Origin of the sequence: Synechococcus sp. BL107, assembly GCF_000153805.1 — a bacterium.
GTDB lineage: Bacteria > Cyanobacteriota > Cyanobacteriia > PCC-6307 > Cyanobiaceae > Parasynechococcus.
Window position 1 is genome coordinate 734,756 of sequence record NZ_DS022298.1, and the last position, 24,745, is coordinate 759,500.

At 55.7% G+C, this 24,745-nt stretch carries 35 protein-coding genes and 1 tRNA gene; 12 read left to right on the forward strand and 24 right to left on the reverse strand.

Going from position 1 to position 24,745, the window contains the following annotated elements:
• From BL107_RS03635 to rplC, 18 genes are all read right to left on the reverse strand, one after another.
• Positions 1-180: uL15 family ribosomal protein (locus tag BL107_RS03635; protein ID WP_009788920.1), on the reverse strand; the 180-nt coding region annotated here is incomplete at its 3' end.
• Between the two features lie 6 nt (positions 181-186).
• The gene (gene rpsE / locus BL107_RS03640; protein WP_009788921.1) at positions 187-828 is read right to left on the reverse strand and encodes a 30S ribosomal protein S5; all 642 of its coding nucleotides are present in this window, start codon (positions 826-828) and stop codon (positions 187-189) included.
• A 14-nt stretch (positions 829-842) separates the two neighbouring features.
• Positions 843-1,211 carry a 50S ribosomal protein L18 gene (gene rplR / locus BL107_RS03645; protein WP_009788922.1) on the reverse strand — a complete coding sequence of 123 codons (369 nt, stop codon included), beginning with the start codon at positions 1,209-1,211 and terminating at the stop codon, positions 843-845.
• A 33-nt stretch (positions 1,212-1,244) separates the two neighbouring features.
• Entirely contained in the window at positions 1,245-1,784 is a 540-nt protein-coding gene (gene rplF / locus BL107_RS03650; RefSeq protein ID WP_009788923.1) for a 50S ribosomal protein L6, read from the reverse strand.
• Between the two features lie 16 nt (positions 1,785-1,800).
• Positions 1,801-2,202, reverse strand: a complete 402-nt coding sequence (rpsH, locus tag BL107_RS03655; RefSeq protein WP_009788924.1) for a 30S ribosomal protein S8 — start codon at positions 2,200-2,202, stop codon at positions 1,801-1,803.
• Positions 2,203-2,221: 19 nt separating this feature from the next.
• Complete coding sequence (rplE, locus tag BL107_RS03660) at positions 2,222-2,761, reverse strand: 50S ribosomal protein L5 (protein ID WP_009788925.1); 540 nt, start codon at positions 2,759-2,761, stop codon at positions 2,222-2,224.
• A gap of 41 nt (positions 2,762-2,802) precedes the next feature.
• Positions 2,803-3,159, reverse strand: coding sequence for a 50S ribosomal protein L24 (gene rplX / locus BL107_RS03665; RefSeq protein ID WP_006169851.1), 357 nt, complete (start codon positions 3,157-3,159; stop codon positions 2,803-2,805).
• A gap of 2 nt (positions 3,160-3,161) precedes the next feature.
• Positions 3,162-3,527 (reverse strand): 50S ribosomal protein L14, encoded by a 366-nt coding sequence (rplN, locus tag BL107_RS03670; RefSeq protein WP_006169852.1) that lies wholly within the window; start codon positions 3,525-3,527, stop codon positions 3,162-3,164.
• Complete coding sequence (rpsQ, locus tag BL107_RS03675; protein ID WP_006169854.1) at positions 3,524-3,811, reverse strand: 30S ribosomal protein S17; 288 nt, start codon at positions 3,809-3,811, stop codon at positions 3,524-3,526. Before rpsQ ends, rplN begins: the two co-directional genes overlap by 4 nt.
• Before the next feature lie 15 nt (positions 3,812-3,826).
• Complete coding sequence (gene rpmC, locus BL107_RS03680; RefSeq protein WP_009788926.1) at positions 3,827-4,036, reverse strand: 50S ribosomal protein L29; 210 nt, start codon at positions 4,034-4,036, stop codon at positions 3,827-3,829.
• 2 nt (positions 4,037-4,038) lie between these two features.
• Complete coding sequence (gene rplP, locus BL107_RS03685) at positions 4,039-4,515, reverse strand: 50S ribosomal protein L16 (protein ID WP_009788927.1); 477 nt, start codon at positions 4,513-4,515, stop codon at positions 4,039-4,041.
• Positions 4,516-4,531: 16 nt separating this feature from the next.
• Complete coding sequence (gene rpsC / locus BL107_RS03690) at positions 4,532-5,260, reverse strand: 30S ribosomal protein S3 (protein ID WP_009788928.1); 729 nt, start codon at positions 5,258-5,260, stop codon at positions 4,532-4,534.
• Positions 5,261-5,278: 18 nt separating this feature from the next.
• On the reverse strand, positions 5,279-5,644 hold the full coding sequence (gene rplV / locus BL107_RS03695) for a 50S ribosomal protein L22 (protein ID WP_037988010.1): 366 nt from the start codon (positions 5,642-5,644) through the stop codon (positions 5,279-5,281).
• 4 nt (positions 5,645-5,648) lie between these two features.
• Complete coding sequence (gene rpsS / locus BL107_RS03700) at positions 5,649-5,924, reverse strand: 30S ribosomal protein S19 (RefSeq protein ID WP_009788930.1); 276 nt, start codon at positions 5,922-5,924, stop codon at positions 5,649-5,651.
• A 35-nt stretch (positions 5,925-5,959) separates the two neighbouring features.
• Entirely contained in the window at positions 5,960-6,823 is an 864-nt protein-coding gene (gene rplB, locus BL107_RS03705; protein ID WP_009788931.1) for a 50S ribosomal protein L2, read from the reverse strand.
• A gap of 15 nt (positions 6,824-6,838) precedes the next feature.
• Entirely contained in the window at positions 6,839-7,141 is a 303-nt protein-coding gene (locus tag BL107_RS03710; RefSeq protein ID WP_009788932.1) for a 50S ribosomal protein L23, read from the reverse strand.
• Positions 7,134-7,769: a 50S ribosomal protein L4 gene (gene rplD, locus BL107_RS03715; RefSeq protein WP_009788933.1), complete on the reverse strand. Its 636-nt coding sequence runs from the start codon at positions 7,767-7,769 to the stop codon at positions 7,134-7,136. The genes BL107_RS03710 and rplD overlap by 8 nt, the downstream gene beginning before the upstream one ends.
• Complete coding sequence (gene rplC, locus BL107_RS03720; protein ID WP_009788934.1) at positions 7,769-8,425, reverse strand: 50S ribosomal protein L3; 657 nt, start codon at positions 8,423-8,425, stop codon at positions 7,769-7,771. The genes rplD and rplC overlap by 1 nt, the downstream gene beginning before the upstream one ends.
• 385 nt (positions 8,426-8,810) lie before the next feature.
• Here rplC and BL107_RS03725 point away from each other — a divergent pair, with 385 nt between their 5' ends.
• The 6 genes from BL107_RS03725 (at position 8,811) to recA (ending at position 14,085) form a co-directional block, all read left to right on the forward strand.
• Positions 8,811-9,272: an NAD(P)H-quinone oxidoreductase subunit N gene (locus BL107_RS03725; RefSeq protein WP_037988730.1), complete on the forward strand. Its 462-nt coding sequence runs from the start codon at positions 8,811-8,813 to the stop codon at positions 9,270-9,272.
• A complete protein-coding gene (locus BL107_RS03730) occupies positions 9,239-10,270 on the forward strand; it encodes an LdpA C-terminal domain-containing domain (protein ID WP_037988013.1) in 1,032 nt (343 codons plus the stop codon). The genes BL107_RS03725 and BL107_RS03730 overlap by 34 nt, the downstream gene beginning before the upstream one ends.
• A gap of 22 nt (positions 10,271-10,292) precedes the next feature.
• The gene (locus tag BL107_RS03735) at positions 10,293-11,945 is read left to right on the forward strand and encodes an AAA family ATPase (RefSeq protein WP_009788938.1); all 1,653 of its coding nucleotides are present in this window, start codon (positions 10,293-10,295) and stop codon (positions 11,943-11,945) included.
• A gap of 90 nt (positions 11,946-12,035) precedes the next feature.
• Positions 12,036-12,107: transfer RNA gene (locus BL107_RS03740), tRNA-Gln, on the forward strand.
• A gap of 11 nt (positions 12,108-12,118) precedes the next feature.
• Positions 12,119-12,868: an HAD family hydrolase gene (locus tag BL107_RS03745; protein WP_009788939.1), complete on the forward strand. Its 750-nt coding sequence runs from the start codon at positions 12,119-12,121 to the stop codon at positions 12,866-12,868.
• A gap of 86 nt (positions 12,869-12,954) precedes the next feature.
• On the forward strand, positions 12,955-14,085 hold the full coding sequence (gene recA / locus BL107_RS03750; protein ID WP_009788940.1) for a recombinase RecA: 1,131 nt from the start codon (positions 12,955-12,957) through the stop codon (positions 14,083-14,085).
• Between the two features lie 6 nt (positions 14,086-14,091).
• Here recA and BL107_RS03755 read toward each other — a convergent pair whose 3' ends face one another.
• From BL107_RS03755 to BL107_RS03765, 3 genes are all read right to left on the reverse strand, one after another.
• Positions 14,092-14,436: a DUF1815 family protein gene (locus BL107_RS03755; RefSeq protein ID WP_009788941.1), complete on the reverse strand. Its 345-nt coding sequence runs from the start codon at positions 14,434-14,436 to the stop codon at positions 14,092-14,094.
• Between the two features lie 83 nt (positions 14,437-14,519).
• Positions 14,520-14,768: a DUF2839 domain-containing protein gene (locus tag BL107_RS03760; RefSeq protein ID WP_037988014.1), complete on the reverse strand. Its 249-nt coding sequence runs from the start codon at positions 14,766-14,768 to the stop codon at positions 14,520-14,522.
• A 66-nt stretch (positions 14,769-14,834) separates the two neighbouring features.
• Positions 14,835-16,280: a helicase gene (locus tag BL107_RS03765; protein WP_009788943.1), complete on the reverse strand. Its 1,446-nt coding sequence runs from the start codon at positions 16,278-16,280 to the stop codon at positions 14,835-14,837.
• 83 nt (positions 16,281-16,363) lie between these two features.
• On the opposite strand from BL107_RS03765, the gene BL107_RS03770 reads away from it, so the two are divergent.
• A complete protein-coding gene (locus BL107_RS03770) occupies positions 16,364-17,239 on the forward strand; it encodes a prephenate/arogenate dehydrogenase (protein WP_009788944.1) in 876 nt (291 codons plus the stop codon).
• On the opposite strand, the gene crtD is transcribed toward BL107_RS03770, so the two are convergent.
• Entirely contained in the window at positions 17,229-18,731 is a 1,503-nt protein-coding gene (gene crtD / locus BL107_RS03775) for a C-3',4' desaturase CrtD (protein ID WP_037988016.1), read from the reverse strand. The genes BL107_RS03770 and crtD overlap by 11 nt on opposite strands.
• Positions 18,732-18,781: 50 nt before the next feature.
• Here crtD and BL107_RS03780 point away from each other — a divergent pair, with 50 nt between their 5' ends.
• A complete protein-coding gene (locus tag BL107_RS03780) occupies positions 18,782-19,675 on the forward strand; it encodes a fructosamine kinase family protein (protein ID WP_009788946.1) in 894 nt (297 codons plus the stop codon).
• A 4-nt stretch (positions 19,676-19,679) separates the two neighbouring features.
• On the opposite strand, the gene BL107_RS03785 is transcribed toward BL107_RS03780, so the two are convergent.
• Positions 19,680-20,078: a CAAD domain-containing protein gene (locus BL107_RS03785; RefSeq protein ID WP_009788947.1), complete on the reverse strand. Its 399-nt coding sequence runs from the start codon at positions 20,076-20,078 to the stop codon at positions 19,680-19,682.
• Here BL107_RS03785 and BL107_RS03790 point away from each other — a divergent pair.
• The 4 genes from BL107_RS03790 to BL107_RS03805 all read left to right on the forward strand — a co-directional run bounded on the left by BL107_RS03790 (position 20,065) and on the right by BL107_RS03805 (position 22,945).
• Positions 20,065-20,631: a M67 family metallopeptidase gene (locus BL107_RS03790; protein ID WP_232192750.1), complete on the forward strand. Its 567-nt coding sequence runs from the start codon at positions 20,065-20,067 to the stop codon at positions 20,629-20,631. The two genes, BL107_RS03785 and BL107_RS03790, sit on opposite strands and share 14 nt — an antisense overlap.
• Positions 20,588-21,754, forward strand: coding sequence for a molybdopterin-synthase adenylyltransferase MoeB (moeB, locus tag BL107_RS03795; protein WP_009788949.1), 1,167 nt, complete (start codon positions 20,588-20,590; stop codon positions 21,752-21,754). Before BL107_RS03790 ends, moeB begins: the two co-directional genes overlap by 44 nt.
• 503 nt (positions 21,755-22,257) lie before the next feature.
• Complete coding sequence (locus BL107_RS13205; RefSeq protein WP_255344616.1) at positions 22,258-22,506, forward strand: Nif11-like leader peptide family RiPP precursor; 249 nt, start codon at positions 22,258-22,260, stop codon at positions 22,504-22,506.
• A 1-nt stretch (position 22,507) separates the two neighbouring features.
• A complete protein-coding gene (locus tag BL107_RS03805) occupies positions 22,508-22,945 on the forward strand; it encodes a hypothetical protein (RefSeq protein ID WP_009788950.1) in 438 nt (145 codons plus the stop codon).
• Positions 22,946-23,596: 651 nt separating this feature from the next.
• On the opposite strand, the gene BL107_RS03810 is transcribed toward BL107_RS03805, so the two are convergent.
• The gene (locus tag BL107_RS03810) at positions 23,597-24,745 is read right to left on the reverse strand and encodes a cob(I)yrinic acid a,c-diamide adenosyltransferase (RefSeq protein ID WP_009788951.1); all 1,149 of its coding nucleotides are present in this window, start codon (positions 24,743-24,745) and stop codon (positions 23,597-23,599) included.

Genomic DNA, 24,745 nt, shown 5'->3' on the forward strand with positions numbered 1-24,745 from the left:
GTACAGAGGCATCTGTCCACCTTCGAACCCAGGACGGGTTGGTCGGCCGGAGCGGGATTTTTGGCCACGCATGCCGAAGCCGCAGCTAGCACCCTGACCAGCGGCAATGCCACGGCCCTTGCGCAATTTGCGGCGACGAGCGCCTTTGTTGGCTTTGAGGGAGTCGAGTCGGAGAGTCATCGCGAATCAGGAGTAGATCTGCTCGAGGGAGATTCCCCGTTCTTTTGCAGTCTCCTTATGGGTACGAAGACTGGATAGGGCCACCATGGCAGCCCTTGCGTTGTTGAGGGGAGTTTTGCTGCCTAAACGTTTGGCCAAGACATTTTTGATGCCGGCGAGTTCAAGCACTGTACGAATGGAACCACCGGCGATAACGCCAGTACCCGGGGCTGCAGGGCGAATTAGAACGCTAGCTGCACCATCCCGACCATTCGACAGGGTTGGAATTGAGCTGTGACGGGTCAGAGGCACCTTCACCAGGTGCTTTTTGCCATCAGCGACGCCCTTGCGGACGGCACCGATCACGTCACCAGCTTTGCCAACCCCAACACCGACTTGTCCTTTTTCGTTTCCGACAACAACGATGGCCCTGAAGCTCATCTTTTTGCCGCCTTTGACGGTTTTGGAGACCCGTCGGATTTGAACGACGCGCTCTTGCCATTCGGAATCGCGATCTTGGCCGCGACGTCCGCCGCGACGATCGCCACGTCGGTCACCACGGCCGCCGCCGCCGCGGCGTTGCTCTTGTTGCTGCCCTTGGGCCGCCGCTGGTACATCAGCTGCACCAGGTACGGCGTTGGGATTGGATTGAGGAGAAGAATCTGTCATGGGTAAAGCAGGGATCAGAACTGAAGGCCCGCTTTCCGGGCAGCGTCGGCAAGGGCTTTAATCCGACCGTGATAGAGGTTGCCACCTCGATCGAAGACCACCTGCTCGATGCCCTTGGCGATCGCGCGCTTGGCGACGAGTGCACCGACAGCGACGGAGGCGTCACAACTTCCACCGTTGTCTTTGAGTCCAGAACGAAGTTCCTTGTCAACGGTGGATGCTGAACAGAGGGTGCTCTGAGCAGCGTCGTCGATGAGCTGGGCGTAGATGTGATTGTTGGAGCGAAACACAGCCAACCGTGGACGGTTGGATGTGCCGGTGATGTGACGACGGAGGCGCCGATGGCGCTTCTGCGTCTGTTGTTTGCGGGAAAGTTTGGACATGGTGTTTGAAGGGGAGGAAGGTCTGGAAGAGCGTTATTTCTTGCCGGACTTGCCTGCCTTTCGCAGGATGTGCTCGCCCTCGTATTTGATGCCTTTGCCTTTGTAAGGCTCAGGGGGACGAATGGCGCGAACCTTGGCGGCTTCGTTGCCGACCAATTCTTTATCGATGCCGGAAACAATCACCCTGGTGTTGTTCTCCACCTTGAAGGTGATGCCCGCTGGAGCTGGCATCTCCACGGGATGGCTGTAACCAGCACTCACGACGAGCGTTGTTCCCTTGACTTGGGCTCGGGAGCCCACACCAACAATTTCAAGAACTTTGCTGTAGCCGTTGTGGACACCTTCGATCATGTTGGCGACGAGGGTGCGACTCAGGCCGTGGCGTTCCCGTGAGATCCGTTTGGTGCTCGTGGGTGCAACAACGATCGTGTTGGCTTCTTGGCTAACGCTGACGCCCTCTGGAAGAGTGCGCTCGAGTTCACCTTTTGGTCCCTTCACTTTGACGGTTAGACCGTCGAGGGAAACAGTGACTTTGTCCGGGACGGGGACAGGGTTTTTTCCAATGCGTGACATGGTTCTCAGCTCCGGATCAGTAGACGTAACAGAGCACTTCGCCGCCGACGCCCTCTCGGCGAGCATCGCGGTCACTCATGACCCCTTTCGAGGTTGAGATGATCGCGACACCAAGCCCTCCGAGGACCTTGGGAAGGCCACGAGTGTTCTTGTAGATGCGGAGACCTGGCTTGCTCACACGCTGCATGGAGCGAATGGTGGGCAAACGGTGCTTGCCGCTGTATTTGAGGGAGAGCACCAATTCGGCTCTGAAGCCTTCGCCTTCTTCGTTGATTTCGGAGATGAAACCTTCTTGCTGCAACACTTTCGCGATGCTGCGGGTCATCCGTGAGGCGGGAATCTTTGTGGTCTCGTGACGCTTTTCACTCGCATTACGAATGCGGGTGAGCATGTCAGAAATTGGATCGTGGTTGGCCATAGGTATAGACGGGGAGGGCTCAGTTGCTCTGGAATGGCATTCCCATCTCGCTGAGGAGGGCCCTGCCCTCTTCGTCAGAACGGGCAGTGGTCACGATGGTGATGTCCATGCCCCTGATCGCATCGATCTTGTCGAAGGAAATTTCAGGGAAAATGATTTGTTCCCTCACCCCGAGGGTGTAGTTGCCGCGGCCGTCAAAGCTTTTTGCGCTCACTCCGCGGAAGTCCCGAATTCGGGGCAGTGCAAGGTTGATTAGCCGTTCGAGGAAGGCGTACATCCGATCACCGCGAAGGGTGACGGCACAACCAATCGGCATGCCTTGGCGAATTTTGAAACCTGCGATTGCTTTTTTCGCACGGGTCACAACCACTTTTTGGCCGGTGATCTGTGCAAGCTCCTTGACCGAAGCCTCGAGAGACTTGGCATTCGTCGCAGCTTCGCCGAGTCCGCGGTTGACGGTGACTTTCACCACCTTCGGGACTTCGTGGATGTTGGAGAGGGAGAGATCTTTCAGCAGTTTGGGCTGAATGGTCTCCCGGTAGCGCTTCTTGAGTGACATAACGGGGGTGAGGTGCTTCTGGGCTTGGTCAGAAGTCGGGATCAGTCGAGGACTTCACCGGTTTTCTTCAACTTGCGCTTCTTCGTGCCGTCTTTCTCGACAACGATTTCAACGCGGCTTGCCACCTTTTTATCGGTGGAATAGAGCATCACATTGGAGGCATGCAGTGATGCTTCCTCGGTGACAATGCGACCGCTTTCACCCTCTTGGGAGGGTTTCTCGTGACGGGTGCGCATATTGACGCCCTCCACGATGACGCGGTTTTCATTGGGCAGTGTCCGGAGAACTGCGCCGGTTTTGCCCTTGTCTTTTCCGGCAATCACCTGAACGGTGTCACCTTTTCGGATGCGCATTTTGATGCGCTCAACGGCCTTCGGTTTGGAGGTTGCTGTCGCCATGGTCAGATCACCTCCGGAGCGAGGGACACGATTTTGGTGAAGCTGCGCTCACGCAGTTCGCGGGCAACAGGTCCGAAGACGCGAGTGCCCTTGGGGTTTTTGTCGTCGTTGATGATTACGGCAGCGTTGTCATCAAACCGGATCGAATTGCCGGTTTCACGACGCAGTGTTGCTTTGGTGCGGACCACCACAGCTTTGACCACGTCAGACTTTTTGACACCCATGTTGGGCATCGCATCTTTGACAGCGGCGACGATGACGTCGCCGACGTGGGCATAGCGACGGTTGGTACCCAGAACACGAATGCACTGGATGCGTTTGGCACCGCTGTTATCGGCAACGGTGAGGAACGATTCCTGTTGGATCACTGGTTGGCCTCCTCTGCTTTCGCTTCAGCAGCTGCAGCTTTTGGGCTGTGGCTGAGTACTTCAGCAATCGCCCAACGTTTCTGACGGCTCATCGGACGGGTTTCCGTGATGCGAACACGGTCTCCGACACGACAGGAGTTGTCTTCGTCGTGGGCTTTGTAGCGGGTGGTGCGGCTGACCGTCTTTTGATAGATGGGGTGAGGGAAGCGGGTTTCCACCGCGACCACCACTGTTTTCTCCATCTTGTCGCTGACGACGGTGCCGACCCGTTCTTTAACTGCCATGGTTAGAGATGGGGATCAGGACGCGGTGGAGCGTTGCCGCTCCGACTGCACCGTCAGCAGCTGGGCCAGCTTGATGCGGGCCTCTTTGAAACGGTGAGTGTTGGCGAGTTGGCGCGTGGCCTGCTCGAAGCGGAGCTGAAAAAGTTCGCGGCGTAAACCGTCGATTTTTTCGGTGATATCCGCATCGGAGAGGTTGCGAACCTCGCTGGTGTTGGGACGGGCCATGGTCAGGACTCCACGGTGACGGCGTTAGAAGCAGCAGGGGCTTTGGCGCCAGCTGTTTTCTCCTCATCACCGAGGGCGATGAATTTGGTTTTGACTGGCAGCTTGTATTGCGCCAGGCGCATGGCTTCTTTCGCGATTTCGGGGGTGATTTCTTCACCACCCATCTCGAAGAGAATGCGACCTGGCTTGATCACTGCGACCCAGAATTCTGGGTTGCCTTTACCGGAACCCATTCGGGTTTCAGCGGCGCGCATGGTGACTGGCTTATCCGGAAAAATCCGAATCCAGATCTTGCCGCCACGTTTGACGTAGCGGGTCATGGCACGGCGGCTGGCCTCGATTTGACGCGAGGTGATCCAGCCACACTCTTGGGCTTGCAACGCAAACTCACCAAAAGCAATCGTGTTGCCTCTGGTGGCGACGCCGCGCATGCGGCCTCGCTGTTGTTTACGGAATTTGACGCGTTTTGGACTCAGCATGGTTTAGGCCTCCGGTTCAACCCTCGTTTGAGCGGTCTTCGAACTGTTGGGGCCTACGGCTGGCCCGCCGACGGGGGTTCGCCCCGACCGGCATCGTTTGAGACTGTTCGCTCAGGACTTCTCCCTTGAACACCCAAACTTTGATACCGAGCACGCCGTAAGTGGTTTTACCCACTTTGGTGGCGTAATCGATGTCAGCACGCAGGGTGTGCAAGGGGACACGACCTTCACGAGTCCACTCGGTCCGGGCGATTTCAGCGCCGTTTAAACGGCCTGACACCTGGATTTTTAGGCCGAGAACACCAGCGCGCTGAGCGCGCTGAACAGCCATCCGGATTGTGCGGCGAAACGCCACACGTTTTTCCAGTTGTTGGGCGATGTATTCGGCCAACAGAAACGCATCGCCGTCGACACGTTCAACTTCGACAACATTGATCCGCACTTGGCGGCTCTTGTCACCGACAGTTTTCTGGATACCGGCACGAAGATCTTCGATGCCGCTGCCCTGACGTCCGACGAGGACACCGGGGCGTGCAGTTTTGAGTTCAACTTCCAGTTGATCGGCTTTGCGGGCGATCAGCACATCGCTGATACCTGCAGACCCGTATTTCTTGTGGATGAACTTGCGAATCCGATCGTCTTCTTGAAGAAGCGCCGGGTATGTCTTGCTGGAGGCGTACCAGCGTGACCGGTGCTCCTGGGTGATCCCCAGGCGCAGACCGGTTGGGTGGATTTTGTGTCCCATTGGGTCGGAGTCCGGGGGTCAGGAGTCGGTCTGAACTGCCACAGCAATGCTGATGTGGCAGGTCTGCTTCTTGATCTGGAAGGCCCGGCCTTGGGCCCGGGGCCGGTACCGCTTCATGGAAGGACCCATGTCGGCACTGGCACTCGAGATCACCAAGGAGGCTGGATCGAGACCGAGGTTGTTTTCGGCGTTGGCTACCGCAGACCGAAGCACCTTGGTGATCGGGCCGGTGGAGCGGTAGGGCATGAACTCGAGCATGATCAGAGCGTCGCGGTAGGTGCGGCCTCGGATTTGGTCGAGTACACGACGCACCTTCGATACAGAGCCGCGGATGAAGCGTCCGTGGGCCTGTGCGGTGATAGCCGTTGATGTAGACGAAGTCATGGCGTCAGCGGCCTCCTTTCTTGTCTTTGATGTGGCCCTTGAAGGTGCGGGTAGGAGCGAACTCCCCCAGCTTGTGTCCCACCATTTGTTCAGTGATAAACACTGGAATGTGGGACTTGCCGTTGTGAACGGCAATGGTGTGGCCGATCATCATCGGCAGGATTGTGGAAGCACGTGACCAGGTTTTGATCACGGACTTGTCGTCGTTGTCGTTCTGCTTTTCAAGCTTGCGAAGCAGGCTGTCAGCAATAAACGGTCCTTTTTTGAGTGAACGTCCCATAGCGGTTTAAGCAAGCGGCAAAGTGATGGTTGGCATCAGGAATCGCGTCCGCCACGGCTCCGCTTGGACGTCTTGCGACGTTTCCGGAGCACATATTGGTTGCTGGGTTTATTCCGCTTGCGGGTCTTAAGACCGAGGGCGGGTTTGCCCCAAGGCGTCACAGGACCGGAGCGACCGATGGGTGCTCGGCCCTCACCACCACCGTGAGGGTGGTCACAGGGGTTCATCACACTGCCTCGAACCTGAGGCCGCCGTCCGAGCCAACGGCGACGTCCGGCTTTGCCGAGGCTTGTGTTGCGAACTTCTGAGTTACCAACTTCGCCGAGGGTTGCGTAGCACTCACGCCGGACCAACCGAACCTCGGTGGAGGGCAGTTTGAGAGCGACGTAATCGCCTTCCTTGGCCATGACCTGAGCACTGGCACCAGCGGTTCGAACCATCTGTCCACCGCGACCGGCATAAAGCTCGACGCAGTGCACGCTCGAACCAAGCGGTACGGCTGAAAGCGGCATTGCGTTGCCGTTTTCGATCGGAACTTCTGGCCCAGACACGACGGTTTGGCCCACCTGAACTCCTGCTGGAGCAAGGATGTAGCGCTTTTCGCCATCGGCGTAAAAGAGCAAGGCCAATCGCGCATTGCGATGGGGGTCGTAGTGGATCGCAGCCACCTTGGCGGTTACGCCGTGCTTGTTGCGGCGGAAATCAACGAGGCGGTACAAACGCTTATGACCACCACCTCGGTGGCGACAAGTGATGACGCCTCTGTTGTTGCGGCCTTTTTTGCGGTGCTTCGACACCACAAGGCTTCTTTCCGGCTTGCGGCCGGTGACCTCACTGAAATCGGTGACAACGCGGGTGCGTGTACCGGGGGTGTAGGGGCGGAATTTACGGATTGCCATGACGATTCAGACTCCTCAGGATTCGGGGAAGAGTTGGATCGAGTTGCCCTCCGCTAGGCGCACCACTGCCTTCTTCACTTGGGCACGTTTGCCAGCGAAGCGGCCCATCCGACGGGATCGTCGAGGAGGGTTCATGGTGCTGATGCCGGTGACCTTGACATCAAAGAGCTGCTCGATGGCGGCTTTGATGTCTGGTTTAGCGGCGCGGTGGTCCACCTCGAAGGTGTACTGATTCAACTCGAGTGCACGGGTGGCCTTTTCGGTAATCAGTGGTCGGCGAATGACATCCGCCAGACGGGATTGGAAACGCTCAGTCATCTCCGTAAACCTCCTGGATGGTTGTGAGAGCGTCCTCTCCCACGACCAAAGAATTGGCGTGGAGAAGGTCGAAGACGTTGAGGTGATTCGCTGAAATCAGCTTGACCTTCTCCAGGTTGCGGACGGAGCGACGGACCATTTCGGATGGGTTCGTCAGAACGATCAACACCTTGGTGTCTGCGGCGATGCCGAGGCGTCCGAGGGCTTCCGTGATCTCACGTGTTTTTGGAGCTTCAAGGGATGTCCCGAAGTCCTTCACAACAGTGATGTCGTCGATACGAGCCATGAGCGCTGTGCGCAGGGCCGAGCGACGTTCCTTGCGATTCATCGCAAGGTTGTAACTCCGAGGCTTGGGTCCAAAAATGATGCCGCCGCCTGGACGCAGAGGAGTTCGAACAGAACCTTGCCTTGCACGGCCTGTTCCTTTCTGCTTGTAGGGCTTGCGGCCACCACCACGGACTTCTGACCGGGTGAGTGTGCTTGCAGTGCCTTGGCGCATGTGGGCCTGCTGTCGCAGGACTGCACGGTGCATCAAGTCAACTGCTGTGGCTTCTTTCGCCACTTTGAGGTCCAAGGTTGCCTTGCCAGCTTCCTTCCCCTGCCAATCGCGAACTACACAACTAGCCATCACTTACCTCCTTTGGCAGGTTTTGCGCCCACACGCACTGCTGGCTTGATGTTCAGGAGTGCGCCCGGTTTGCCAGGCACGGAACCTTTAACAACCAGAAGATTGCGATCGCTATCGACGCGCAAGATGGTCAACCCGCGGGTGGTTGTTTTCTTGCCGCCATAACGGCCAGACATCCGTTTACCCGGGTAGATCCGTCCTGGCGTGGTGCCAGCACCGATGGAGCCCGGTTGCCGGTGGTTTTTAGAACCGTGGGTCATCGGGCCGCGGCTGAAACCGTGGCGTTTCTGAAGACCTGCAAAACCGCGACCCATGGTGTCGCCGCTTACATCCACTTTTTGACCAGCTTCGAAGTCGCTGACTGTGATGGACCCACCTAACTCGAGGCCGTCGACGTTGTCGACGCGGTACTCGCGTAGGTGTCGCAGAAGATCTTCACCGGATTTGGTGAGATGGCCTTTAGAAGGCTTGTTGATCAATTTCTCGCGGGTTTCGCCGAAACCGATCTGCACCGCGGCATAGCCATCGGTGTCATCGTTTTTGAGTTGTGTGATGCGGCAGGGACCGGCCTCGATCAAAGTGACGGGGACCGCTCTGCCCTGCTCGTCGAAGAGCTGGGACATGCCCAACTTCTTCCCGAGAATGCCGATTGACATGGGGGGAGAAAGCGCCAGCGGGGACAAGCACCACCCGATTTCTCGGATAGAGCAAAAGTGCTGATCGGAGTAACGCAGTCGTGGTTCGAACGACGCCCAAGGAATGGAGGAGTTCGAATGGAGCTAGCGAACGATTCAGCGAGGCTGAGACTTGTTTGGGCAACGAATTGCTCAAAAAGTTTCTCGGCGGAATTTCAAAAAGAATTGAAAACCGCTCTGGCCTAAAGATCCGGCGCAATCGCCGAATCTGTTCTGCCGACTGGAGGCCCGGCTAGCGGACGGGCACAGAAACGCAGAACAAACAACAAACCTACATCACCACTGAAAGCGCCTTGCCGAAGTCGCCTGTTGAGCTGCCAGAATTCCGCCAGTCATGCATGCCCCCATGCCCCTGCTTCTCACCGGTCGGGGATTCCGTCGAGATCTCGAAGCCAATGGATGCCTTGCCGTCCACGCTCCCCTCGAAGGAGGTGCTGAGACGCGTCTTCTCCGTCGCCTACGCGGTGCGGGGTATCGCACACGAATGACATCGGCTCGTGGCTTGGGTGACCCAGAAGTGTTTTTAACCCAAAAGCACGGAATTCGTCCGCCTCACCTTGGTCACAACTGTGTTGGACGCGGTGCAGCCGTTGGTGAGGTTCAGCAGGTTGTCCCGCTGATCGGAGATCTCCTCGAGGGAGACGATTCAGTCGCGCTGTGGATTCTCGAGGGTCAGGTTTTGTCGCGCTCAGAGCTGTTGTCTCTTTGCGATCTTTGTAAGCGAGAACCTCGCTTACGCATCATCGTGGAGATGGGTGGAGCGCGGAGCCTCCGATGGCAGCCAATGAAAGCTCTACTAAACGCCTAGGTCCTGAGGAGTCGCTGGTTCGTGGCCGTTGGGTCAAATTAATTTGTGGTGCCAGCAACCAAGATCTTCCTGCGATTGCAGACCTGTGTGCGGTGTTCGCCACAGCGGGAGTTCATTGTGTGGATGTGGCTGCCGACCCAGCCGTTGCGCATGCGGCGCGACAGGGTCTGGATTGGGCGGAGTCGCGAACGGGTTGGCGTCCATGGCTGATGGTGAGCCTCAGCGATGGATTGGACCTTCACTTTCGCAAGGCTTGGTTCGACCCGGCAGTCTGCCCGCCTCAGTGTGAACGTCCTTGTCAGCGGGTATGTCCCGCTGAAGCCATTGGCGATCGCGGAGCTGTTAACTCCTTGCTTTGCTACGGCTGCGGACGCTGCCTGCCAGCCTGTCCCTATGGCTTGATTGAGGAACGGGATCACCGACTTGGCTTGGGGGCAGTTGCAGAGCTCTTGATCTCGATACGCCCCGACGCCATTGAGATCCATACAGCTCCCGGTCATGACGAAGGTTTCGAGACCTTGTTGCAGAGCCTTGATCAGGCATCACTTTCGTTGCGACGCCTGGCCGTGAGTTGTGGTTTGGAAGCCCATGGCATGGCAGCTGAGGAACTCGCAACAACGTTTTGGCGGCGGCATGCCCGTCTGCGATGCCGCGGTTTTAGCCCGCTGTGGCAGCTCGATGGACGGCCGATGAGCGGTGATGTGGGGGCTGGGACTGCCCGCTCTGCGGTTCAGCTTTGGAGGGCGATGCGTTCCATCGCGCCTCCTGGCCCTCTCCAGTTGGCCGGTGGTACCAACCACCACACCCTGCACTATCTCAATGGCGATGAACAACCCGCAGGGATTGCTTTCGGTGGTGTGGCACGCCGGCTCCTTCTTCCGCTCTTGAAGGAGGCCCAATTGCGAGGTGAGTCGCTAAGGGAGTGGCCTGAGGGTTTGGAGCAGGCTGTGGCATTGGCGCGCGAGTTGGTGACGCCATGGATGAATCGCCCTTGCTAAAAAGCAATGAGTGTTTGAGCTCATGGGTACGCAGCGGGTCACGGATGATCTCGATCGACTTCTCGATCTGCTGCCGCAATCGGTGCAGTTTGCGTTGTCTCTAGAAGCGAGTCATGACCAACTCCTGGAGGTGGTGCTCGATTTGGGGCGGATTCCGGAAGCGCGCTATCCAGGTCGTGTAAGCGCCTTAGGGGATCGTGCGATCACGCGAGACGATCTCGCTGTTGTGGTCGACAAATTGGGTCGGTTCGGTGCGGATAATCGCGCCGGAATTGAGCGCACCCTCCACAGAATCAGTGCCATACGAAATCGGCAGGGAGAAGTGGTTGGTCTCACATGTCGTGTCGGCCGTGCAGTGTTTGGCACCGTCGCCATGGTTCGCGACCTTCTCGACAGCGCCAAATCGTTGCTGCTGATGGGACGACCGGGGGTCGGAAAAACAACAGCATTGCGAGAAATTGCCCGAGTTCTGGCTGATGAAATGCAGCGTCGGGTTGTCGTGATCGACACCAGTAATGAGATTGCTGGTGATGGTGATATCCCCCATCCGGCGATCGGCCGGGCCCGACGGATGCAGGTCTCAAGTCCGGAACGTCAGCATCAGGTGATGATCGAGGCCGTGGAAAACCACATGCCTGAGGTCATCGTGATTGATGAAATCGGCACAGAGCTCGAAGCGATGGCAGCTCGCACCATTGCGGAGCGAGGCGTGATGCTTGTGGCGACGGCCCATGGCAACGCACTAGCCAATTTGATCAAAAACCCAACGCTGAGCGACTTGGTTGGGGGAATTCAGTCGGTCACGCTTGGGGACGACGAGGCTCGTCGTCGTCGTACGCAAAAAACCGTGTTGGAGCGTGCTGCAGAACCCACCTTTCCATTGGCGGTGGAGATGCATAGCCGGCATCGCTGGTCGATTCATGCTGATGTGGCTGCCACCGTTGATCAGCTCCTTCGTGGACAAAAACCAAGGGTTGAGCAGCGTGAACTCACCAGCGAAGGAGGGATGCGACGGTTTGAGCCAGAGGATTTAAAGGGCCCGCTGCGCCGTCCTTACGGAGCAGTTGCCTCTTCTCTTCGCTCGCCCCGCTTAGGGCCGTCATCCGAACCCAAATCACCATCGTTATCCCCTGTCGATTCGCCCCAGCCCCAGCTAATCGACGAAGCCGTGCGCACCAGTGCTCTTCAGGTGCTGTGTTGTGGGATCACACCGCAATTGGTGGAGCAGGTGATTCGACGTCATCGCTGGCCAGCTCGCCTCGTCGACGACCTTTGTGATGCTGATGTGGTCCTCAGCGTGCGGCAAGGACTCGGCCGTGCGTCTGCATTGCGTCGTCAAGCCAAAGACCAGCACGTGCCGATCTTGGTAATCAAAGCTGACACCCTTCCGCAAATCGAGCGTGCTTTAGAGCGCCTTTTGAGTCGACGAGCTTCTGCTCCTGAGCCAAATGCTGTCCTGGTTGATTTAAGCGGAAACGATGATGAGCTCGCCGGTTTAGAGGAATGCCGCCTGGCGATTGAACAGGTGGTGATGCCTCAAGGCCGACCTGTTGAGCTCGTGCCCCGAACGGAACGGGTGCGAGGTTTGCAGGCCGAATTGGTGAGCCGGTATCGCTTGCGTTGTGATGTCTTTGGGCAAGCGGAACATGGTCGACTCAGGGTGTTCCCTCCCTAAGTGGATTTGATGGATTGACGAAGGTCAACGTTGTATGGGTAACTATGTAGGCCCAGATGAGATAGCCGAAGGGCATCACATCTGTATCAATGGGCCGTCGCCAAGCGGTAAGGCAGCGGGTTTTGGTCTCGCCATTCCTAGGTTCGAATCCTAGCGGCCCAGTTTTTTCCGATATGTCGGACCGTCCTCTCGTTGTTTTCGATTTCGACGGAGTCATCGTCGACGGAATGGCCGAATATTGGTGGAGCTCCTGGCATGCCAGTTGCGCACTTGGGGCAGACGTGTCGGGTTTGACCTCGGATGTCGTGCCTGACGCATTTCGAATTCTGCGCCCTTGGGTCCACCACGGCTGGGAAATGGTGTTGCTCGCCGCTGAGCTTCCTCAGCTGGATCTGCAGCATTGGCTGAATGATTACGCCGGGCAGCAACGCCGAGCGATGGAGCGTCGTGGTTGGCAGCCCGATCAGTTGCAGCCTGCGCTCGATCAAACACGACAGGAGGCGGTCCGCAGTGATCGCGCTGCATGGTTGGCGTTGCATCGCCCCTTCCCAGGCTTGGTGGAGCGGCTGCAATCCCTGGATGGTGAGGGTGTTGATTGGGCGGTTTTAACAACAAAGAGCGCAGCTTTTACGGCTGAATTGCTGGAGAGTCTCGCTTTGACGCCTTGGCGCCTGGATGGGCGAGAGGCCGGGGCGAAGCCTGATGTGTTGCGGCGCTTGCAAACCCAGCGTCGCGTCCATTCCTTCATCGAAGATCGGCGCGCAACGCTGGAAATGGTTTGCTCGACGCCTGGGCTGGAGTCTCTTCAGTGCTGGTTAGTTCGATGGGGCTATCTGAAACCCTCTGACCTCATTGGATTGCCATCTGGCATCCAGCTGATTGATTTGGTTGCTTTTGCCAAACCCCTAGCGCACTGGCCATAAGCCGTTAACGTACGTTTGTACTATCTGAGACGATTCGGCGCTTCTGTGGCATTGGGTCTCTCGTTCCTTAGCTTCAGATTGATTCCATGCCTGCTGACATGAAAACCACCGCTCCCGGTTCCGATGCTCGTTCCTCCGGAGAGCGCGATAAGGCGCTGAATTTGGTGCTCGGTCAAATCGAGCGCAACTTCGGCAAAGGCTCAATCATGCGCCTTGGTGATGCCTCCCGCATGAGGGTGGAAACCATCTCGACGGGGGCGTTGACCCTTGATTTGGCCCTCGGTGGTGGTTATCCGAAAGGACGTGTAGTTGAGATCTATGGCCCTGAAAGTTCAGGTAAAACCACGCTGACGCTCCATGCGATTGCTGAGGTTCAAAAGCGTGGCGGTGTTGCAGCGTTTGTCGATGCTGAGCATGCACTTGATCCCCATTACGCGGCATCCCTGGGCGTTGATGTTGAAAATCTTTTGGTGTCCCAGCCGGATACCGGTGAGATGGCACTGGAGATTGTTGACCAGCTCGTTCGTTCTGCTGCTGTCGACATTGTGGTGATCGACTCTGTGGCTGCCTTAACCCCTCGCTCAGAGATCGAGGGTGAGATGGGAGATGTCTCCGTTGGCAGTCAGGCGCGTCTGATGAGTCAGGCGATGCGAAAAATCACAGGAAACATCGGCAAGTCTGGTTGCACGGTGATTTTCTTGAACCAGTTGCGTTTGAAGATTGGGGTGATGTATGGAAATCCTGAGACCACCACTGGTGGTAACGCTCTGAAGTTTTATGCATCAGTTCGTCTTGATATACGGCGAATTCAAACTCTGAAAAAGGGCACAGAGGAGTTTGGAATTCGAGCCAAGGTGAAAGTGGCCAAAAATAAAGTTGCGCCTCCATTCCGTATCGCGGAATTCGATATCTTGTTCGGACGCGGCATCAGTACGCTTGGTTGTCTGCTGGATCTTGCAGAAGAAACCGGCGTGGTGGTTCGTAAAGGTGCTTGGTACAGCTACGAAGGCGACAACATTGGCCAAGGTCGCGACAACACCATCGTTTGGATGGAACAGAACCCCGAAGCTGCAACCACGATTGAAACGTTGGTGCGTCAAAAGCTCAGTGAGGGCACTGAAGTCACCGCTAATACGGTGAAGTCTTTGGCGCCAGCTGGGGCAAAGGCTGCATCGGATAAGCCGGTCGAAACGAAAGGAGCCAACGCTGCTGCTTAAGTTCGTTTAAGCCGTTTGAGCCATTGGTGCCGCGATGGCGCCTTGGCTCATTTGTACGAGGTCGGCCATTCGTTGGAGCTCATGGATGGCCTCTGCTCCTTCCAGCTTGACGAGCTCCCTTCCATTCCTGGACTCAACCCAGCTAATGCCGAAATCGGAAACCAGGAAGCGCACCATGTGCCCCTCTCCAATCTCTGCAACAAAGGAGGCTCCATGGCCATCTCGGCCATCCCCGCATGAATAACAAGTGGCGTTAGTTCCAGTGCTTTTCAGGCTTTTCGTTAATGCCTGAAGACTCATAACTAGATCCTGTACAACGGACTTGTAATGCTCCGCAAGCCGAGGAAACATGGCCGAGTCTTAAGTAGACTCAATCCTAAAGGTTTTCTTTTGATTCGTGGTTGATGGGGCGGCTGCTCCGGTGCAGCAGGTGGTCAGGGCATGTCTGACAGCGTCCACCATCCAGCCGCTGGTCCGATAAAGCGCACCGTGATCCAAAGAAGCACCATGGCACCAATGCCAAACCATGCCCCCCGCGTGGTGACGGCCACGAATTGTTGAGTCTGATTTTTTGTGAGTGGTAACCAAGGCACAACCCTTGGAGAGGTGTCCACGGGTTTCGAGTTTTTTTTGGGCTGACGTGGGGGTAAGCCCTGAACAGCGCGGCGACGAGCTTCTCCCATTCACGGTTTTAGTGATGATTGGAGGTTAAAGACGGATGCCGTGGTTGGCTGAATCCAGACGAGTCATTAGTCCGGGAGTAGGCGTTGCAATGGTCTCCATGGCTCCAGTTGCTTCAGCACTTGATCACCCCAAGATCGCCCACGGAGCCGTCCATCAAGGACGGCTAAACGTCCGCCAGCCCTGCGAAGTGGCGCGATGGCGCCGGGTATCAGGCTGAGGGCTTCGGGTAGAAGCAATGTGCGAAACCAGTCTTCGCCGCGTCGCTTTAACCGTTCCACCCGCGAGGCTGTTAAGGGTGAACTGAGGCTGGCGATTGGTAGCAGCGCCACGATCAACTGTTCTGGGGCAGGAACCTGTTCGTGGTGCTGCAGCCACCAGTGCCAATGGGCGCTAATGACACCGTTGCTTTCTGGAGCTGTGGATTCTTCAACAACCCGCCGCCCAAACTCTGCTGCAAGGGCACTGGTGAGTTGTCGTCGTAATTGTTGGTCGTCGACCAGAACAATGGTGAGACCCGTTCGGCCCAGGATTAGGCGTCGACTTTGTTCCAGCAGGTGCTGGGCATAAACCTCTGTGTTGGGTAAAGGCTGCCGGCGAGGGGCGTACAGCGGTAATGGTTCTTCTAGCTCTTGCTCCCTCAACTTGGCTGTCACTGTGATTGAGACGTTGGCTTGAGTGAGTTCGTGCTCGATTCGAGAGCATTCCCCCGATTCGCTCAGCATTAAAACGGGTCGATTTTTGAGCAAACCACTGAGCAATTGCAGTGGCTCAAGGGGTTCGAGCTGCCAAGTCCACTGCAGGAGGCGATGGTCGAGTTCTGCCCATTCAGCCCACTGGACAGGATCTGTTGCGAGCAGGGCCGTCCAGGGCTCTGGACAAGGCTCGATGAGATGAAGGAGATCGCGCAGTGATTGGCAGGCTCCGCCTTGTAAACGGATGCAATCGTCGGCCCTCGCTGCTTCTTGGAACACCTGCCGACTGAGTCGTTCATGCAAATCAAGGAGGGCCTGGTCCGTCACCGGATGCGCTTGGCGTAGCCGTTCCCAATCGTGGTGATCAATCCTGATGGCCAAACTTCGGCGTAGGCGATCACTCAGTTGATCTGCATCGGGAATGAGTAACTGTCGCTCACCCAAAAGATTGTTTTGATGAACTGCAATCAGTTCATCGGTATTCAGGATCCAAAGCTGCTGGCCAGGTGGGGGGGTGAGCCCTTGCCAGCAGGGCAGTTGCAATCCTTGTTCTTTGAGTCGGGGAAGTTCGAGTTGTAGCAGCCATTTGCGCTGGGCCGTCGTTAAAACAATGGCTGCAGCACCTGGGTTCAGACATAACGGCACCATTACACCCAGCCACCAGCGTTCCCCGCTGCTTGGGGGCAGTTGCAACAGCGTGGTGTCGCGCCGCCGCAAACTTCGTCCTACGAGACGACTCAGCGTTAAGTGGTGGGGCCAGTCGGATTCTTCCTGCCTCAGCAGGGTCTTAAGCCGGTGGTGGGCCTGGGCTTCCAGCATTGGGAAACCATAAGCAGCGTTGTTGCGCCAGATGGCTCATTGCGAGCCATCGATCAACATGGCGTTACGAGCGATCGAGCCTGATGGCGAGGGAAACAAAACGCGTTGGCATCGTTGGACTAGGGCTCATCGGAGGATCGTTGGGCTTGGATCTGCAGGCTGATGGTTGGGATGTACAGGGATTGGTCCATCGTTCAGCGACGGCTGAACGGGCGAAAGAGCGCGGTTTGGTGTCGGATGTGAGTACGGATCCCGCCTGTTTGGACGGCTGCGATTTGGTGATCTTGGCGTTGCCAATTCCCCTTTTGCTGCATCCCGAGCCCTCGTTGCTTGAGGCGTTGCCAGCAGAGGCGGTGATTACGGATGTGGGATCGGTGAAACAGCCAGTGCTGGAGGCCTGGCGAGGACGTCATCCTCGATTTGTGGCCAGCCATCCAATGGCGGGAACGGCGTTGGCGGGTGTCGAGGCAGGGATCAAAGGTTTGTTTCGAGGCCGTCCTTGGATTGCCACTCCAGAACCAAAAACGGATCCATCGGCTTTAGCGATGGTCCAGTCCCTCGCCCTCAGCCTGGGGAGTCATTGGTTGACGGCTGCCGCTGCACAACATGACCAGGCGGTGGCTCTGATCTCCCATATGCCCGTTTTGGTGAGTGCGGCACTGTTACGGGCCGTTGGAGATGAGCGTGATCCAGAGATTCGACGCTTAGCGCTTGTTTTGGCGTCTAGTGGATTTGCCGACACCACGAGGGTTGGTGGTGGAAATCCCGACCTCGGTGTGGCGATGGCTTCGACGAATCGTGAGGCCTTGCTTCGGAGCCTCGCGGCGTATCGATGGAGTCTTGAACAGCTTGAGGATGCTGTGTTGCAGGAGAACTGGCCTCAGCTGCAGATCGAATTGAAGAGAACCCAGGCGTTGCGGCCGGGATTTCTGGATATGCCAGCTGGTGTCAACGACTGAAACTCAGTTGAAGCCCCCGACGCTCCATCAGCTGCCTGCAGGCATTCAGTGCGGAGAGAGTTACACCAGCAGTGCCTTCTCCGGGGTAGAGACTGTCGCCGCATAACCACAGCCCTGGCAAGGGAGTGCGGCCTGCGAGGCCAAAGGGGCCAAACCGGCTTGGGTGCTGTCCGAGGCCACCCACCATGCCGCGGGGCCGTCCGGTCCAGCCGGCGAAGCCGCGCGGTGTGGCCAACTCCGTATGGAGCCAATCGTCATCGCTGAGGCCGAGCCATGCGTTGAGTTCATGTTTCATCGCCTTCAGCCGTTCTGTTTTTCTGCTCTGGTAGGCGGATTCATCAAGCTCACACCAGTCGGCCGTTGGTGTGAACACGCTGGCGATCAAGGTGGCTTCCCCGATGGGGGCGCGGCCATCGCCTTCTCTGCTGATCGAAACAAACAACGAACCGGGGTTTTCCGTGCCCCGTTGAAGATGGCCTGGACAGTCGGTTGGCAGAGCACTCCGTTGGACAACGCCGTACAGCACTAGGGCTCCACTGGGTTCCGGCAGGGTTGTGAGCCGTTGCCGGTAACGATCAGGTGTGGCGTCTGCTGGTAACAAGTCCAATAAACATTGCGGTGGGAGGCTGCAGATCACGTCACTCGCATGCCATGTCTGTGATGGCGCGTCAGCCCCTGCCGTTGAGACGGTCCAGCCTTCTTTCGAAGGATGCATTGCATGGACGCGATGACGGAGTCGGATCTCCCCCCCAGCAGCTTCGATGGCCTGAGAGAGCTGTGCACTGAGCACTTGCATTGACCCCTGAAGATGCCAAAGCCCAAGTGGGGCTTGAGCCATTTGTAGAACAGTGGCGCCGTAAAGAGCTGCCGTGCGATCTGCGGGCTCCTGGGAATAGAGCTTGAGTTGTAGATCTAAAAAACGACGCAGTCGCTTGTCGTTTTGGCAGCCACAGAGCTGCAGGAGATTGGCGATTGAGAACGTTGTGAACAGTCCTGATGCCAACGTCTCAGGCCGTAAGGCTGAGACCAGCGTGCTGAGGTCCCACCAAGATCTGGGTGTGACGACAGGATCACGCCCGGCGAATGCCCAGTTGCTGTTGTGTAGCAGTTCGCAGAGTTGCCAAAACCGTTCGCTGCCAGGGAACTGACGAACTCGTTCTTCAGCCCACTGCGTTGGGTCGTGCCAAAGACTGATGGGTTCTGAACCATCGCCAAGGTCGACGACACAGCCTGGATCGAGCAAGCTCGCTTTGGGTAGAGCTAACCCAAGATGCTGAAGGACTCTTGCGTGGCTCCCACCGGGTTCGAGGCCTGCCACTTGGGTGGCACCAACATCAAAAATCCAAGGGCCGCGGCGAAAGGTGCCAGCGCAGCCTCCTGCTTGGCGATGGGCCTCAAATAAGGTCACCGCTACTCCGTCGTGGGCCAGTAGGGCGGCTGCAGTGAGGCCTGCGATGCCACCACCGATCACAATCACGCGGTGTTTCGTCAAGACCGTGTACTGATTAGAGCCATGCTGGCAACAACAGCGGCAGTTTGAGGATGAATATTGGTCTCCGGGACGATCTCGTCGCGGCGGATGGACCTCTCGTGGGACTCAAGATCACCGATGTTTCGCCGGTGGGAGGAGGCTGTATTCATCAGGCCTGGCAGCTCAGGCTGAGCGATGGTCGTCAATTGTTTGCCAAAACCGGTTCTGCTGATGCCTTCGATCTGTTCGATGTGGAGGCTGAGGCGCTGACGGCTCTCGGTCAATACGTGGATTCAGATGTCTTGGTTGTTCCTCAGCCTTTGTCCTTGGTTCAGTTGCCCCATGGTGCTGTTTTGCTGCTGCCATGGTTGCCATTGGGAGGAGGGGATCAGCAGTCCCTTGGACGTGGCCTAGCTCTCCTGCATCAGGCTTCACGTGAACAGAACCCCCAGCGTTTTGGATGGCACCGAGATGGGTATATCGGCGCAGGACCGCAGCCGGGGGGGTGGCGGATGCGTTGGGGAGATGCCTTCGCTGATCTACGCCTTCGACCGCAACTGAAATTGTGCAACCGGTTGGGAATGAGTCTTGCTGAGGAGGAGGCCTTCTTGGAGGGTGTGGCGGATCGACTCAATCGGCGAGAAGTGATTCCGACCTTGGTCCATGGAGATCTTTGGGGGGGCAACGCAAGTTCATTGATCGATGGCCGCGGCTCGGTTTACGACCCAGCATCTTGGTGGGCAGACGCAGAGGTCGATCTGGCGATGACCCATCTCTTTGGTGGATTTCGAGAAGACTTCTACTGTTCTTATGACGACATCTTGCCCCCGATACCAGGCGCGCAAGAGCGTTTAGAGATCTACAACCTTTACCACTTGTTAAACCATGCCAATTTATTTGGCGGTGGGTATCTCAACCAAAGCCGAGCTTGTCTTCGTCGACTAGCCCGGCAAATGTCCTCTTGATGGATCAGCCCAAATATTCCTGACGGATGGTTTGAACACGTTGGAGAAGAGCACTGCGTTTGTCGCTAGTGGCGAGATTTTTCCAGCTCCATTGGCCCACAACAACAACGCCCAATAGCTCAAGCAAACCGGGCACAACTGGTAGCAGATTGATCGTGTCGAGGATTCCTTTAATCAGAATCTGAGCAACGATCACGGCTGCAAAAATCCCAACGATTTTGCCGATGCGACCCATCTGATTCCAATCAACCTGGTCGAGGGTCTGATTCACCTTCCCCAAAACATCGCTGTAGCGATCAGCAAATGAAGTGGTCTCTTCACTCGATGATGCGGTTGCGCCGACGTCGGGTGTCAAGGTGTTGCCGGTGGCGTCATCCTTCACTTCGGTGGTGGCGTCACTCATGGGGTCGGTGAAATTCTTAACTCATTCAGCTGAGCGTATCGGTGAGGAGCCCTTTGCGCCATCACTCTTAGGCTTCGATCTCCAATGCCTCACTGTTCTCCAGCGTTCGTTACTGGCGGTGGCCCCCCAAGAAGGATGCGGTTTGCTCCTCGGAACAGGTCTGCGAACCTCACGGCTGAGGCTCGTAACGCTTTGGCCTACCTGCAATGCATGGGGCAAATCAGACTGGGTGAGTGATGCTTTAGGAGATCGTGAGACCCGATTTGCGCTGGATCCCAGGGAACAAATTGCAGCGCAGCGATGGGCCAGGTTGCATGGCTTGCAGGTCTTGGGTGTCTGCCATTCCCACCCCAAAACGGCACCAGAACCGTCAATTTGGGATTGTGATTGGGCGGAACCCAATCAGTTGATGCTGATTTTGTCTGGCATGCGAAAGCTGCGTGCCTGGTGGTTGGGTGCTGATCGGGTTCCCCTCGAAATCCCGATTGAGATCTGGGAAAATCCCATCCATGCAGCCAAGTCATCCCACCCCACAGCAGACCCTGTCCTCTGATGAGCGGGGGCGCTATGCCCGACAGCTCATTCTTCCGGAAGTCGGACTTGCCGGACAGGAGCGTCTCAAGGCCGCAGCAGTGCTCTGTGTTGGCGCAGGGGGCTTGGGCTCTCCCCTTCTTTTGTATCTAGCTGCAGCGGGGATTGGTCGCATTGGCATCGTTGACGGAGATGCTGTTGAGCTCTCAAACCTGCAGCGTCAAGTCATTCATCGCTCCGATGCGGTGGGTCGCTCCAAGGCCAGGTCTGCTGCCAAAAGTCTTCAGGCGTTGAACCTTCATTGCCAGGTTGATGTGCACGACATGATGCTTGATATGAGCAACGTCATGGATCTAATCGCGGACTACGACGTTGTCTGCGACGGCACCGACAATTTTGCTAGTCGATACTTAATTAATGACGCCTGTGTGTTGTCAGACAAGCCACTGATTTATGGCTCTGTTCAACGCTTTGAAGGTCAGGTCACTGTTTTCAATTGCAATCCTGAAAGTCCTAACTTCCGCGATTTGTTGCCTGTTCCTCCTTCGCCTGGTGCGATCCCCTCGTGCTCAGAGGCAGGGGTGATGGGTGTGATGCCGGGTTTGATTGGCCTACTTCAGGCCACTGAAACGATCAAGTTAATCACTGGCATTGGTCGTTGCCTCGATGGCCGTTTGCTGGTGGTGGATGCTCTATCCATGCGCTTTCGAGAACTCACGCTGCGGCGTGATTCTGGTCGTGCTCCGATCAAGGACCTGATTGACTATTCGCAGTTCTGTGGTGCAGCCACAACAGAGATGGATTCTTTTGCGATGGAAACGATCAGTGTTACTGAGCTCAAAGCTCTTCTCGATGGAGATGCTGGTGATTTGGCGCTTGTTGATGTTCGCAATCCTGCTGAAGCAGAGATTGTGGTGATCCCTTCTGCGGTACTTATTCCACTCTCCAAGATTGAAAGCGGAGAGGCGATTGAGCAGGTCCGCTCCCTGGCAGAAGGGCGCCGTCTCTTTGTGCACTGCAAGTTAGGGATGCGTTCGGCGAAAGCCGCTCAACTCCTTGCTGAGCATGGAATCTTGGCAACAAACGTGACAGGAGGTATCGATGCCTGGGCTCAAGAGGTTGATCCAATGTTGCCCCGTTACTAATAATCTTGTTCTTTAAAATATTGAGGATTTGATTCAAATTTAGGTTTTTACCTGGTCTTGCAAAATACGCTCTTCTTGATATTCGTGGCGATCAAATGCAGTGCCTTTGTATTTGAGTGATGGAGTAATTTTATTATAAATATTACTTCCATCTAATAAAGTAGAGAGAAATTTTGAATGCAAGGTTTGTCGTGCTGTGCTGGGAGATAGCCCAACACATGAAGAAGTTGATGCAGTAGTTGCTTATGGTTTAGAACAGTATCGAATTGACTTTCTGCACTGCCGCTGAAAAAACTAACATGTTCATTTGTTGAGAGATCATCGTCACAACTCCCTCCAGGATTGCAGCGAAAATAAAGAAGCCTAAAAATCAGCAAAAACAAAACTTGATGAATCTATAAGACCAATTATTGCGAGATAGTCTAAATACTTAAGTAATGAAAATAACTTTGAATTCATGGCTTAATTTGTTGCAGACTTGATATTGTATTAGGAGCAAAGCCTTGGTAAAAGAAGTTCAACCGTTTGCTTTTTACCACGCCTCGGAGCGACGCAGACAGGCGGAAGCCTTTTTAGAGAATGTAAAAAGCGATTGTAGGTTGCGCCATCGAATCAGCATTGCAAATAGCGATAACGAATTAGTGAAGATCGCCGAGGAGGCGGGATACCACGTGTCTTCAGCAGATATTTGGTTGTATCAAGACCGCACTTTTAAAAGAAAGGCTGGCATTCGAGGATGGTATTCCAATTAATATGAATCAGAAATCCTACGCCGCTGCACTTCAGCTTATTCGTTTGATGGAATTCGACGAAAGTTTGGCTGCTGCCGCAGAACCATTCAATTGGTATCATAATCTAATACATCAAATGTCAGACTATGAGGAGAATAATTTCAATCGATCACAGCTTATCAAGCAGTTAGTGAATCAACCCGAGCAATGCAGTTGTCTTGTAGATGCATTTTTTAAGATCTGCATTCTTGATGGATTTAGTTTTAATTGTGTTGGAACTTTTAAGGATTTAAGCCTGGCCATAGATTGCTATGTCAGCAATATTTTTAACTTGGATGATGCAGGTATTCACGTAGAGTTTCTTCGGTCTGACCAGGAGGATGGCGATTTTATTTGTATTACTTCTCATGTATTTTCAAAAGAAATTAGCCGAGAAGGATATAATAGTCATCAATTTTAAATGAAGTATTTTCGCCTTCTAATTGTCTTTTATTTGGCTTGTTAATTCTAGTATCGAGTATCATTCAAGCTTGTAAAAATCCCAGCAAAATCTTTTAAATGTCTTGAGCCTTTTGTGTAGGTATAGAGATCCAGAGGGGCAAGCAGTTCCACTGTTCCCGCCAGCTGGAAATATCTGATTGGCACGAACTGATATCGCAATAACGGAGATTGCACTTGCCAGGGCGGCTCTCTGCATCTGGTTGCATGCTTGCGCTATGTAGTGCCCTTGCTAGTATTGCATGCAAGAAATGCACCATATCTAGTGCTCCGTGCTCTACTTGCTGCTGTTGTTTGTGCCTCTGTATGGCTTCTTGACAATCCAGAGAAGTGTTGTTTCCCATCAACAACATCAGCGCACACAACAGCAGTAGCTGGCTGGTGAAGTTGGAGCTATTTCCCTGGCCAATGCATTATCTATTCCTGCTGATGATGTAATCCATTCCTATAACTGGGCTTGCAGCGCAGCGTTAGATCGTTCCTGCTGCTGTCGACTTGCAGGCTAAGTCTTAATGTCTATCAATGTTAGATCCAGCCTATTTAAGTCATTCGTCTAGCTAGCTATCTTTTGCATGTTGGATTCATTTTTTTGTTCTGACCGCCCTTTATTTCGCTAATAATCCACTCCTCGCTTGAGATCGACACCTTGTTCGGCGTAGTGTTTGTGGCACACCATCTCAGAGTGGATGCTGGCGAGATCAAAGTAGGCGGGCTGGTTCTTGCAGCGTCCTGTGATGATTACCTCGGTTTCGGCCGGTTTTCGCAGCAGCGTTTGCATAATCGGTTCCACCGGTAAAAGCTCTAGATCAACGGTGGGGTTGAGTTCATCCAAAATCACGGTCTTGTAGAGACCACTGGAAATGGCGGCACGGGCGATTTCCCAGGCCCGTTCGGCTTCCACGTAGTCGATGGGTTCCTGTTGCCCGCGCCAGACGATGGCATCGCGGCCCGATCGCAGATGGTCGACCAAGTGGGGGTAGCTCTCACGAAGTGCCGCAATGGCTGCATCCTCGGTGTAGCCGGTTCCCCCCTTTAGCCACTGCAGGATTAGAACGCGATGGCTCTTGTCTTGGCTGATGCCCCGACCGATGGCCTGAAGTGCTTTGCCTAAGGCACTGGTGGATTTGCCTTTGCCTTCTCCGGTGTAGATCTCGATCCCACTGTTAACGCTGAGGGGAATCACCCTGTCGCCCTCCATGCCGGGGCGGCGATGGGCCCGCATTTCTGAGTGAAGATCGGCACCCTGTACGAGCGCTGAAGGGGCGGCCCGTCCGGTCACGATGATTTCCATCCCTTCCGGTCGGTTGCTCAGGGTGCGCACCACATCATCGATATCCAGCAAACCGAGCTCCAGCACGGGATTGAGTTCGTCGAGCACCACCACTGAATAGAGAGCGCTAGCAATGGCTCCCTTGGCAATCACCCAGCCCCGTTGGGCTTCATCGCGATCGAAACGGGTGGATTCTTCGGCGGTGAAGTGGTCGGCTCGGCCCGTCCGTAGGTGGTCGATTAAGTGCGGGAAACCCTGTTGCAGCGCTTCAATGGCGGCATCTTCGTCATAGGCCCGTCCGGGCCCTTTCAGAAACCGAAGCAGCAGAACACGGGTTCGACGCTGTTCGCAGATTCCCAGGCCGATGGTGCGCAGGACGACGCCGAGTGCTGCTTGGCTTTTGCCTTTGCCCTCACCGTCGTAGATGTGCAGCTGACCATGGCTGCGTTCGCGGCTATCTGCGGCAGTGACAATGCCGATGCTTCGGGGCAT